13 protein-coding genes are annotated in these 12,136 nt (G+C 40.7%); 4 read left to right on the plus strand and 9 right to left on the minus strand.

Annotated elements, in window-relative coordinates; translation table 11 throughout:
- Window positions 1-99 precede the first annotated feature (99 nt).
- Both ABWV72_RS07725 and galU read left to right on the plus strand, forming a co-directional pair.
- Entirely contained in the window at window positions 100-1,440 is a 1,341-nt protein-coding gene (locus tag ABWV72_RS07725; RefSeq protein ID WP_353369764.1) for a UDP-glucose dehydrogenase family protein, read from the plus strand.
- Window position 1,441: 1 nt separating this feature from the next.
- A complete protein-coding gene (gene galU, locus ABWV72_RS07730) occupies window positions 1,442-2,335 on the plus strand; it encodes a UTP--glucose-1-phosphate uridylyltransferase GalU (RefSeq protein WP_303498875.1) in 894 nt (297 codons plus the stop codon).
- Between the two features lie 42 nt (window positions 2,336-2,377).
- Here galU and ABWV72_RS07735 read toward each other — a convergent pair whose 3' ends face one another.
- From ABWV72_RS07735 to queF, 7 genes are all read right to left on the minus strand, one after another.
- Window positions 2,378-2,701, minus strand: coding sequence for a ComEA family DNA-binding protein (locus tag ABWV72_RS07735; protein ID WP_216048072.1), 324 nt, complete (start codon window positions 2,699-2,701; stop codon window positions 2,378-2,380).
- Between the two features lie 241 nt (window positions 2,702-2,942).
- Entirely contained in the window at window positions 2,943-3,530 is a 588-nt protein-coding gene (locus ABWV72_RS07740) for a CCXG family PEP-CTERM protein (RefSeq protein ID WP_353369767.1), read from the minus strand.
- Window positions 3,531-3,739: 209 nt separating this feature from the next.
- Window positions 3,740-4,747 carry an isocitrate dehydrogenase gene (locus ABWV72_RS07745; protein WP_303498879.1) on the minus strand — a complete coding sequence of 336 codons (1,008 nt, stop codon included), beginning with the start codon at window positions 4,745-4,747 and terminating at the stop codon, window positions 3,740-3,742.
- A 144-nt stretch (window positions 4,748-4,891) separates the two neighbouring features.
- Window positions 4,892-6,604 (minus strand): hypothetical protein, encoded by a 1,713-nt coding sequence (locus tag ABWV72_RS07750; RefSeq protein WP_353369769.1) that lies wholly within the window; start codon window positions 6,602-6,604, stop codon window positions 4,892-4,894.
- A 34-nt stretch (window positions 6,605-6,638) separates the two neighbouring features.
- A complete protein-coding gene (locus tag ABWV72_RS07755; RefSeq protein WP_216048075.1) occupies window positions 6,639-7,013 on the minus strand; it encodes a DUF3192 domain-containing protein in 375 nt (124 codons plus the stop codon).
- An 88-nt stretch (window positions 7,014-7,101) separates the two neighbouring features.
- Window positions 7,102-8,457 (minus strand): nucleotide 5'-monophosphate nucleosidase PpnN, encoded by a 1,356-nt coding sequence (ppnN, locus tag ABWV72_RS07760; RefSeq protein WP_353369772.1) that lies wholly within the window; start codon window positions 8,455-8,457, stop codon window positions 7,102-7,104.
- Between the two features lie 21 nt (window positions 8,458-8,478).
- The gene (queF, locus tag ABWV72_RS07765; protein ID WP_353369774.1) at window positions 8,479-9,330 is read right to left on the minus strand and encodes an NADPH-dependent 7-cyano-7-deazaguanine reductase QueF; all 852 of its coding nucleotides are present in this window, start codon (window positions 9,328-9,330) and stop codon (window positions 8,479-8,481) included.
- Between the two features lie 164 nt (window positions 9,331-9,494).
- Here queF and syd point away from each other — a divergent pair, with 164 nt between their 5' ends.
- Window positions 9,495-10,037, plus strand: a complete 543-nt coding sequence (gene syd / locus ABWV72_RS07770) for a SecY-interacting protein (RefSeq protein WP_353369776.1) — start codon at window positions 9,495-9,497, stop codon at window positions 10,035-10,037.
- 849 nt (window positions 10,038-10,886) lie between these two features.
- On the opposite strand, the gene ABWV72_RS07775 is transcribed toward syd, so the two are convergent.
- Window positions 10,887-11,111, minus strand: coding sequence for a hypothetical protein (locus ABWV72_RS07775; protein ID WP_353369778.1), 225 nt, complete (start codon window positions 11,109-11,111; stop codon window positions 10,887-10,889).
- A 231-nt stretch (window positions 11,112-11,342) separates the two neighbouring features.
- On the opposite strand from ABWV72_RS07775, the gene ABWV72_RS07780 reads away from it, so the two are divergent.
- Window positions 11,343-11,705 carry a DUF3192 domain-containing protein gene (locus ABWV72_RS07780; protein WP_216048080.1) on the plus strand — a complete coding sequence of 121 codons (363 nt, stop codon included), beginning with the start codon at window positions 11,343-11,345 and terminating at the stop codon, window positions 11,703-11,705.
- A 70-nt stretch (window positions 11,706-11,775) separates the two neighbouring features.
- Here ABWV72_RS07780 and ABWV72_RS07785 read toward each other — a convergent pair whose 3' ends face one another.
- Window positions 11,776-12,006: a DUF2789 family protein gene (locus ABWV72_RS07785; RefSeq protein ID WP_216048081.1), complete on the minus strand. Its 231-nt coding sequence runs from the start codon at window positions 12,004-12,006 to the stop codon at window positions 11,776-11,778.
- Window positions 12,007-12,136: the final 130 nt, after the last annotated feature.

Consider the following 12,136-nt stretch of genomic DNA (forward strand, 5'->3'; position numbering starts at 1 on the left):
TCCACCATTTGTAATATCACTCATAAATTACTCAATTGAATTATTTGCATGATAATTGCTCACAAATATACAGCTAAATAAATAAAGGAATTAAATATAATGAAAGTAACCGTTTTTGGTATTGGTTATGTGGGGTTAGTGCAAGCAGCTGTATTGGCAGAAGTCGGTCACCAAGTTGTTTGTGTTGATGTGGACCAAAACAAAGTGGACAACTTGGAAAAAGGGATAATTCCTATTTTTGAACCAGGTTTGACGCCTTTAGTTAAGTCTAATTTTGAAGCTGGAAGAGTTAAATTTACCACTGATGCCAAAGCAGGGGTAGAGCATGGAGAGGTGATTTTTATCGCCGTAGGTACGCCTCCTGATGAAGATGGCTCTGCAGATTTAAAATATGTGCTTGCGGTAGCGAAAACGATTTCCGAAGCCATGAATCAACATAAAATTGTGATTAACAAATCAACGGTTCCTGTTGGTACTGCGGATAAAGTGAAAGCTAAAATTGCTGAAGTCCAAGAGGCTCTTGGCAAATCAATTCCCTTCGATGTAGTTTCAAACCCAGAATTTTTAAAAGAGGGCGCTGCAGTCAATGATTGTATGCGACCGGACCGTATTATTATCGGTACTGACAGTGATGGTGCAGAAAAAAAGCTAAGAGAGCTTTATGCACCATTTAATCGCAACCATGACAAGATTATTGTGATGGATATTCGTAGTGCTGAATTGACCAAATATGCTGCTAACTGCATGTTGGCTACTAAAATCAGCTTTATGAATGAAATGGCTAATTTAGCCGAGGTGTTTGGTGCTGACATTGAAAATGTGCGACTGGGCATAGGTTCTGATCCACGAATTGGCTATCAGTTTATTTATCCTGGTTGTGGTTATGGAGGTTCGTGTTTCCCCAAAGATGTGCAAGCGCTCGCTCGTAGTGCAAGTGAAGCTGGTTATACTGCAAAGATTCTTGAGTCGGTTGAAGCGGTTAATTACAAACAAAAAGAAAAGTTATTCGAATATATCTGCCGTCATTTCAACAATGATTTGAAAGGCAAAACTGTCGCTATTTGGGGGTTGTCGTTCAAACCCAATACAGATGATATGCGCGAAGCGTCTAGTCGTGTTTTGATGGAAAATTTATGGGAAGCTGGCGCAAAGGTACAAGCCTACGACCCTGAAGCGATGGAAGAGACACAGCGTATTTACGGTGTACGTGATGATTTGAGTTTAACAGGTACCAAAGAAGCCGCACTTAAAGGTGCTGATTTCTTGGTTATTTGTACAGAGTGGCAGGCGTTTAGAGCACCTGATTTTGAGTTAATAAAACAGTCGTTATCTGAGCCATTATTATTTGATGGACGAAATTTATTTGAACCTTCGTTAATGCAGGAATACGGATTGCATTACTACGCCATAGGTCGTGGATTATCAATAAAGGAACGTTAATATGAGTCAGGTTAAAAAAGCAGTCATTCCAGTTGCAGGACTGGGGACGAGGATGTTACCAGCAACAAAAGCTATTCCAAAGGAAATGTTGCCAGTAGTCGATAAACCACTGATTCAGTACGTGGTTGGGGAATGTGTTGCCGCAGGTTTGAAAGAAATTATATTAGTAACTCATGCGAGTAAAAACAGTATCGAAAACCATTTCGATACCAGTTTCGAATTGGAAGCCACATTAGAAAAACGTGTTAAACGCCAATTGCTCGAAGCGGTGCAAGCTATCTGCCCTAAAGATGTAACCATTATGCATGTGCGTCAAGGTGTAGCGAAAGGCTTGGGCCACGCTATTCTATGTGCCCGTCCAATGATAGGCGACAACCCCTTTGCTGTTGTCTTACCTGATGTCATCATTGACGATGCCGCATGTAATCCGAAGAAAGATAACTTGGCTGATATGGTGGCTACTTTTAATACCAGTCAGGTAAGTCAAATCATGGTGGAAGCGGTGCCTGATGATCAGGTTCATAAATACGGTGTGGTTGATTTAGCTGGAAAAGAGCTGGGTGAAGGTGAGTCAGCTAAAATCCATAAGATGGTAGAAAAGCCACCTTTGGAAGAAGCGCCTTCTAATTTAGCTGTTGTTGGTCGTTATGTTTTATCTGAAAGTATTTGGGATGAATTGGAAAAAACTCAGCCAGGTGCTGGCGATGAAATTCAACTCACTGATGCCATTGATACCATGATGGAAAAAGAACAGGTTGATGCATATTACATGACCGGTAAAAGCCATGATTGTGGAAGTAAGTTAGGTTATATGAAAGCCAATATCGAATACGGCTTACGCCACGAAGAAATTAAAGATGAGTTTCTTGAGTTTCTGAAAGAGACGATTAAATAATACTGAAAGAACTTAATAATGGCGCCAATTTGGCGCCATTTTTTATTTCACCGAAATAGATGTTTTCAATTTCTCTAACATTCGATTGCCAATGCCTTTAACGTTGGTGATATCTTCCACACGCTTGAAGCTGCCATTGGCTTTTCTATAAGCGACTATGTCTTGCGCTTTTTTTGAACCAATACCAGGTAAGGCTTCTAAATCGTCGGCTGTTGCTGTATTTAAATTGATAGGTGTTGACTGAGTTTGTAACTGAGTCTTCGCAGTTTCAACTTTTTGATTTAAACTTTTCGCTTGAATGGTTAGTGGGCTGCTTGCTAAAAAGACTGCACAAGCAACTACTAAAGTAGGTAAGAACTTTTTCATATAGATTCTCCGTGTTCATTTTTAATCCGTTAGTGCTTAATTTGCACGATTTAAAATTAGTCCGGCTTTGAATACATGTAAAGTCTAGTTTTCAGTCAAAGTAGATATTGGGTAAGAAATTGCGGTTTGCAAGGTCGTCATTAAAACAGACATTTTTTAAAGGGATTAAAAAAGGCCCTTGAAAAGGACCTTAGTTAGACTCTACTGTTCAGTAGAAACTTCAGTGTAGGTTTATGCTAGGCTATTTTCTGCGACCAAGCGCTAATAAACCCATGCCTAGTAATAAAATACCTGCAGGCTCAGGAATACTGGCAGCGTCTACAGAAGCAGCAGATAATGTTTGAACTTCACCTGAGCTCACTTCAGTCAGTCTGATTGAGTTATTACCACTACAGCAGTTTTCAGCCCAAAACAATTCGATAGTGTGGCTACCAATTGCGATGTTGTTCAAATCAATAGTAAAAACATCTGAGTTGTTCCAATTGTACTTCCACCAAAGGTTGTCAGTTCGTTCTGAAACTAAGATTCCATCAAAAAACAGTTCTGCACCATAACCGGCGTCTAACCCTGCTTCAAGTGTCCAACTTCCTTCATAGCTCATGTCAAATTCAACAGTTAGTAAATTCACACTGTCTCTATCTGTATTGAAATTGTCGGTAGAGCTAATGGTGTTAACCGAAGATGAAGGCAATAAATCAAACGCGGCTTGCAGATCACTGCTATTAAAGCTGGCGTCGATATCGCGAGATTCTAACGTGATTACGGCTGCGTTTGCCGATGCGGAGATTACCAAACTTGCTAATAAAGCAGATTTTAAAAGATTTATCATGACTACTTCCTATGATACTAAAAATAATTTTAAAAACCGGGTAAAGCACAATGTGTGCCATATTTTAAGTTGTTGATTTTAATGGAATAAATTTTAAATTGGCAGGAGGTCCGACTAGTTGTGTTAAATATTTCGACAGTTCTAAATCGAAAAAGCCACTACAATATTAAATGTAATGGCTTGATGTAGATCGAATCTAATTTGTTAGTTTAAAGTCTATCTAATACCGCTTGAGTAAAGTCTGTGGTGCCGTGCTGGCCGCCCAGATCTCGTGTGGTGCGATCACCAGATTCGATAACGTCTTTGAGGGCATTACGGATTTTTTCAGCTTTATCACCCATCTGTAAATATTCAAGCATTTGTACTGAGGCAAGAATAACAGAGGTTGGATTCGCTAGGTTTTTACCTGCAATATCTGGTGCTGAGCCATGTACCGCTTCAAAAATGGCGCAGTCTGAACCTATGTTTGCACCTGGTGCCATACCTAAACCGCCCACTAGGCCTGCACACAGGTCGGATAGAATATCACCAAACAAGTTGGTGGTTACCATGACATCAAATTGATGTGGGTTCATAACCAATTGCATACACGCATTGTCAACGATCATCTCTGTTGACTCGATATCGGGATATTTATCGGCTATTTCTCTGGCTACTTTTAAAAACAAACCTGATGTTGATTTTAAAATATTCGCTTTGTGTACTGCTGTAACTTTTTTACGTCCTTCGCGGCGAGCTAACTCGTAAGCGAATGTGATAATACGTTCTGCGCCTTTGCGCGTAATGATACTCTTTGCTTCGGCTTCTGTGCCGTCGTCTGAAACCACTTGCCCTAAGCCTGAGTACATTCCTTCAGTATTTTCTCTGACGGTAATGATATCAATGTCTTCGTAACGTGCTTTGGTACCTTTGAAAGACAAAACTGGACGAACGTTTGCGTACATCTGGAACTTTTTACGCAAGCTAACGTTAATAGACGTAAAGCCTTCTCCCACTGGCGTTGTCAGTGGACCTTTTAACGCAACTTTGTTCTTTTCAATAAGATCTAAAGTCTCTTGCGGTAACAGTTCGCCGTGATTCTCCAGCGCCATTAAACCTGCATCGGCAAAATCATACGCAAAGTCGCAGCCAACTTTTTCTAATATCTGTAGGGCAGAATCGACGATATCAGGTCCGATACCATCGCCTTTGATAACGGTAATACGTTGTTGTGTCATGATGAATTCCTATTTTACACTTTGAGGGCTGGGTATTTAACCGGCGTCTAGACTGAAATTTAGGGGCGAATTTATACCATTTTTTCAGTTAATTTTCCACGTATTACCGCCATTTCACCGTTATTCCAGTAGATTTTTTGAATTTTAAGGTAAAGCGCAGTAACTGTGACTTTGTTGCAGTGAGTTAGCTAACAATTCGCTAACTTTTTGTTCATTTAATTTTAAAAACCTTAAGCTGTTAGTATAAAAACGTTGCGATACATCATTTAATTGGTGTTCGGAAAAATACAGTCGTCTGGCTAATAGAACACTTAAACCTAGTGTTACTGTCAATGTGTTAAGAATCGGATTTTTCGACAGTTCATCGGAATCCTGACTATTTGCCATTATTGCATCACTATATAAAGTGGGTTGTTGCCAAGCTTGGCATAACTTTAGGCTGTGATTGCGTAACGTTTCGGGATTACGAAAATCGAATAAATAGCTAATGTCTTGTTGTCGCTCTTGACGCCGAGTCCATTGAGTACGGGTTTTTAGTGCTGGTTGGGTAAATAGGCCACTGCAGGCAAAACACAACAATGTTGATGCTTCCTCTGGAGATACATGTTTATTTTGTGCGCTGAGGTTGGCTGCAATTTGACAGGCCAATCGAATAAATTGCGTAAAGTTTTGTTGCAAGGGGAAATGACTTTGATTCAATCTCAATAACAAAGCTTGTTGAATAAGCATTGAATTTGCTTTCACGTAACCGTGCATCATTAAACCATGCTTTACCTGTTGCACTGGTAGCTTATTTCTATTCGAAATTGTCGCTGTTTGTTTTAGGTAATCAGCAAAGGCGGGCTCGGAACTAATTTGCAATGCTAATTTGTCGATATCCACTGAACCGCTATTAAGGTGCTTTTGAACTTCCAGCAGTAATGTAGGCGGTTTGTCTAATGGGAAGTTATCTTCTATTGGGTTGATACAATCGCTTTTTTCAATTTGCCAATTGATATCCCACCATCGCTGAATTTGACTAAAGCCAGTTACTGTTTGTGTCGCTGATACCCGTTGAATATTGTCGTTAAATACGCGCTTCAATTGGGCTTTCTCATCTCCTTTTGAATTAATGATAATTACCAGTACTTTATCTTCAGATACACTCAACACAACCGCAGGCTGCTGTTGATCAAGCTTTACTAGCGTGCCGGGACAAATCAGCGTTGGATATTGGAGCAATCCATTTAAGCTATTTAAGTAACTCTCTGGACAGGTTTGAGTCAGTTTTCGGATTGCACTGGAGAAATGGACTGGCTTTTTTACCTCACTGGGAGTAACTTGCGTCGCAAGTTGATGGGCCAACAAAATAACCTGTTGGTTTTTGGTCAGATCTTTTGGCCAACTCCGGTTATTTTCAAATTTAGAAAAAAGGTATTTGTAGACTTGATACCCATCCATCCAAGTTTGTAGATTGGCTCTGTTAAGAATTTGCAATAGTCGAACGCTTTTCCGGTGGTGGGAAGGCCGTTGGTTTTGTTGATAAAACCCTTGTAGATCTTCCTGACGTTCACAATAAAGAGTGAGTATGCAACTCAATAATTGTTGGCAGCATAAGTCGTTGATGCGTGCTCGGTTACAAATGAGTGCACAATAGACTAGGGTGTTAAACGTTAGATTATTTAAAAAACCACTTCTAGATTTGTACAGAAGCGGTTGGGCGACAAAAACATCAGGCGAGAGTTTAAATGCAGATAAAAAGTATTCAGAAACTTTGACAATGCGTTTAATTTGCTCAGGTCCAACGGGGTTTTGTCGCACTTCTTCAAGTACCGTGGAAACCTGCCCGAATGCTTTTAACAAGCTCTGCGTTGGCATTAATTAACTAACACTAATAAATGCATAAAAGCCACTAGAGTTTTAAGTAACTTTGATACGTGCCTTCGCCCCAGGCAATTAACTTTTCATCTTCAAACAAAAGTGGGGTACATTCGTCTTGGGTGGTTATGCCATCCGATTGGTTCCAAGTCGTGCGGTAAAACATGACCTGTAATTGGGTATCTCCCACCAGTTTGGCTTCACTAATGTCTGGTGGCCCTAATAATTCGACGATCCCTGATCTAAGGTCGCCTATTTTAATTTTGGTCAACTGTACCTTATTGTACTCCTGACGATCTTCCCATCCCATACTGGATGTATCATCTGGATTAAACAATATCAGCATTACAACTAGCGATACGTAGATAAATACGCCAATTCCGATACGTTGTATTACTTTACTATTCATAAACTTTTCTCAAACTCAATTATCCTCATTTTAATCAAAATGCGGCGATGAATAAAGGCCACTAAACGTGAAAAACGGATGGCTTAACTTAGGTTATTACTTGGTAACACGGGCTATATTCACTGCCGGGTAACTTCATTCGTTGCTGTTTTACAAATGATTGCAATAGGGTGTCTAGCATACTCATTAATTTAGGATCGCCGTTAATTTTAAACGGTCCATGTTGTCTTATTTGTTTAATCCCTTCTGATTTCACATTTCCCGCCACAATTCCTGAAAATGCTTTGCGCAGTGCGGCAGCAAGTTCGGCTTTGGGTTGAGAAAAATGCAAATTCAGTTCTTGCATGCTTTGATGAGTTGGCTCGAAGGGTTTTTGAAATTCCGGTTCAATTTTTAATAGCCAATTAAACAAATATGAATCACCAGTATTGCGTCTGTGTGCACGTACTTCTAATTGTTTGCTTTTTATTTTTTGCGCGACCTTAACGGCATCATCAACAATAATTTCATAAAGAGCTTGTGCTTCTGGTCCCAAGGTGGCACCCACAAACTTGTCGATTGATTCAAAGTAGTCTTTACAATGGGCAGGTCCAGTTAGAATGATTGGGACAATTTGCTCTCGATTATCTTCATTTAGAAGCACACCGAGCAGATATAACAATTCTTCTGCTGTCCCTACGCCGCCAGGGAAAATCACAATAGCGTGGGCAACACGCACAAATGCTTCCAGACGTTTTTCAATATCAGGCATGATAACCAGTTCGTTGACGATAGCATTGGGCGGCTCTGCGGCAATAATGGATGGCTCTGTCATACCTAAGTAACGGCCGGTTTTGTAGCGTTGTTTGGCGTGTCCAATTGCGGCGCCTTTCATCGGGCCTTTCATCGCCCCTGGACCACAGCCGGTGCAAATATTCATTTCTCGTAGGCCAAGCTGGTATCCCACTTCTTTGGTGTATTTGTACTCAACTTCGCCAATTGAATGACCGCCCCAGCACACAACCATATTAGGATCGCTGCCCACTTTAATGACTTCTGCGTGGCGTAACATGTCAAACACTAAATCGGTTAAATCTCGCGATTGGGATTCATGAACTTCATCAAGCTTATATTTCACTCCCATGTGCAGAATATCTCTGAGCACGGCAAATAAATGTTCATGAACACCTTTAATTAATTGTCCGTCCACGAATGCCACTGCTGGTGGATTGACTAATTCAATTTTAACTCCGCGTTCGCGCCTGATTAGGTTGACTTCAAAGTTCTCGTAGGGTGAAAAAAGTTGCTCGGAATTGTCTTCTTCTACACCTGAATTCAATACAGCTAAACAACAGTTTCTAAAAAGTCTATACAGAGCACTGTTTACCGATTGTTTGAGTCTATCTACTTCGTACTGTGACAGTTGGCTTAGGGGCCCAACTGGGTTTAATTGTATTGAAAGCATAGATTGTCCTATTTTAATTTCTTACTGACGCGCTTGTCTTGAAATGCTGTAAGCCGATTCGAAGTCACTTCTAAAAGGATTAATGTCGAGCCCACCACGACGAGTGTATCGCGCATAAACTGTCAATTTATATGGTTCGCAAAAGTGTTTAATATCGCGAAAAATTCGTTCTACACATTGTTCATGAAACTCATTATGCATGCGAAATGAGATGAGGTAACGCAGAAGTGATTCTTGGTCTATTTGTGCACCAGTGTAACGTATCATGATACTTCCCCAATCGGGTTGATTGGTGATCAAACAATTGGATTTTAGTAAGTTACTGTACAAGGTTTCACTAACTTGCTTAGCGGTTACCTTCAATGCCGAGGCATCTAATTGATAATCGGTAAACTCTAAATCTTGGTCATCAATATTTTGGCCAGCCATTTCTTGGATTTTCTGGGCTGCGAAATCCTTGGGTAAAATCACTTTTATCTGAACCGGTTTTCCAGCGCAGTTTGACAAATCAGACTGCAAAGTTTGAGTTAACTGTTCAACTGACTCAACTTTAGATTGGTTGAAACTGTTTAGATATAATTTGAAGCTTTTTGATTCAATTAGATTTGGCGAGTCACAAGGAACGATACATTGCATGATTGCGACTTGGGGTTTACCTCGCAGATTAAGCCATGAAAGCTCATAACCGTTCCAGATATCTTCGCCGCTAAATGGCAGTTTATCGGTTAAACCAATTGCTTGCCGGCTTAGACTGCGCGGAACTGCCTGAAGTAAATCGGGGGAATAGGTTTGCACATATTCTACTGTCTTACCTAATGTAAGGTTTTCTAGTGCCGGAGACGAATTACGTATCTCATCGGTTTTATTTGTCATTTAGCCTTCTCGTTATACAATACTTCTGCAGTATACCTTAAGTGTTGATTTATCTTAGGTATCTGTACTTTTGACCGGTTTTGTTTGCGTATTATCGCAGATAATTGGTATTCACCTTGATTGTTTCAAGTCATCTTAAATTTAAATATAAGGAAGTGTAGTCTGTGAGCATAGATTCGGCACTACAAAATTTTGTTTCTGAATATGTCGATTGTCATCAACGCAATCAGCACCCGTTAGTTATTCAGTATGATGAAAATTGGCCATCAAAATGCTATCAACAAACCGGTGAGCAAGATGAATGGGTTCCTTGGATACCCGTCAAACAAACAAGTCAAAAGCACTTCGAGCACTTTGAGCAAGCCCTTGAAATTAAGATGGATGAACAACTTAAGAAGTACTATACCTGCTTTTGGAGTGATAATCTAAATGCTAAAACGGTACGGGGAAACTTGCAATTGTTGATGCCGTGGAACGACGAAGATTTTGAGCGTTTACAGCAAAATTTAGTTGCCCATGTATTGATGAAAAGACGTTTAGGTCAACAAGATACATTGTTCTTTGCCGTTACCGACGAAGATGATTTTATTGTCAGTGTACACAATGAGTCTGGGCGAGTAATGTTAGAGCAGATAGGGTTAGAGCCCCAAGAAACCTTAGCGGACTCATTAATCGAATTCATCCAGCAGTTATCACCACGCCTGTAGCATGGCCTTCAGGCCATGGAATAAACCAACCCATCGCCGTTGTAGCATGGCCTTTAGGCCATGGGATAAATCAAATCACAGTCGGTGTAGCATGGTCTTCAGGCCATGGAATAATACCGTTTCAACGCCGTTGTAGCATGGTCTTCAGGCCATGGAATAATATCGTTCCAACGCGGGGCTAAAGCCACCGCCTACAGGCCATGGAATAAACCAATCCATCGCCGTTGTAGCATGCGCCGTTGTAGCATGGCCTTCAGGCCATGGGATAAATCAAATCACCGCCGTTGTAGCATGGTCTTTAGGCCATGGAATCTATCTAATCTCCCGCGGGGCTAAAGCCACCGCCTACAGGCCATGGAATCTATCTAATCTCCCGCGGGGTTAAAACACCCGCCTACAGGCCATGGGATAAACCAATCCATCGCCGTTGTAGCATGGCCTTCAGGCCATGGAATAATATCGTTCCAACGCGGGGCTAAAGCCACCGCCTACAGGCTATGGGATAAATCAAATCACCGCCGTTGTAGCATGGTCTTCAGGCCATGGAATCTATCTAATCTCCCGCGGGGTTAAAACACCCGCCTACAGGCCATGGAATCTATCTAATCTCCCGCGGGGTTAAAACACCCGCCTACAGGCCATGGAATAAATTAATCCACCGCCGTTGTAGCATGGTCTTCAGGCCATGGAATCTATCTAATCTCCCACGGGGTTAAAACACCCGCCTACAGGCCATGGGATAAATCAAATCACCGCCGTTGTAGCATGGTCTTTAGGCCATGGAATCTATCTAATTTCCCGCGGGGTTAAAACACCCGCCTACAGGCCAAGGATTAACCCTCAATGCAATTATTTTTGCAGGGACTGGGTTAAATTCAATACTTGTTGTTCCAATGACTCGATGCGCTTTTCCAATGTAACAATATGCTGCATTAAATCATTTGGTTTTTGAGGCGATGCTTCCTCAACTGGTGTAGAAGGGAATTGATCTGGATCGTCTTGCCAGCGTTTTAGTACATCAATGATATCCCGCAATGGTAACGGACGATTTGAGGCCTTTTTAATTAATGCCACACTGGGAACTTTCCCGTTGGATTTTAAGTTCTTACATAGTGACGCAATATACTGAAACTGATTAGACATGATGAAAAACACTAATATTTAGCGAATGTGCCTATCTTAGCGGTATTGGTAATCACATGCATTAATTTTTTTATATATAAAACAATAAGTTAAATTTTGGCCTCGATTTTGTATTGTGGAATGCTAATTAACAAACATAAATACAACACCAAGGAAACTAAAATGAAAAAAACGCTTGTTGCTGCAGCATTAGTATTACCACTGACATTATCTGGATGTGTTATATCGGTCGGTGGGGAAGGGGATTACTCATACCAATCGGATTGGGAACAAAAAGAACGTAAAAATAGAAAGGCGATTGCAAGACTGGAATCCAATACAGCCATCGAAGATATTAGAAGTCGCATGGGCACGCCAGATTTCAGTGAACTATATCAACAAAATAATGATGAAATAAATGTTTTGTTTTATCGCACCCAGCGTCGCGAAGGTGATGGTGTCACAACTAAAGATGAATGCACGCCTTTGGTGTTCAAAAATGGTAATTTAATTGGTTGGGGCGACTCTGCTTACAACAATATCTAAGCTTCACTTTTTCTGCTACGCCTAGTTTGGAAGCAGCAGGCCAAGCCATATTCTTGGCCTGCTATTAATATTATCGTAGTCGATTGTCTAGCTGATCGATCAACTCAGTCCATTCCGCATCTTCAAAAAAAGATTGTCTAATAAAAGTCGATTGAGCCTGTGTCCAAAAACTAGCTTCTTCTAGTTTTGTCGATTTATCCAATCCTTTGTGTTTGGCTATAAAGTTTTCAATTGACTCCTCGTCATTGGCTAAACCTAATTGCAGAAACAAATCCTTTAACTCTAAATTTTCAGTTAGCATTTAATGTCTCCTTGATGGAATTCTAAACTCGAGTTGTGTTGGCATTTCATGTAGATTGGTACTTGTTGTGAAAGTTTGGATTACTTGTTCTCACTGAGTCAATCTAGTTCATTGTCATTCGCACCCTTTC

This window comes from Aliiglaciecola sp. NS0011-25, assembly GCF_040370605.1.
In the GTDB taxonomy this organism is placed as follows: Bacteria; Pseudomonadota; Gammaproteobacteria; order Enterobacterales; family Alteromonadaceae; genus Aliiglaciecola; species Aliiglaciecola lipolytica_A.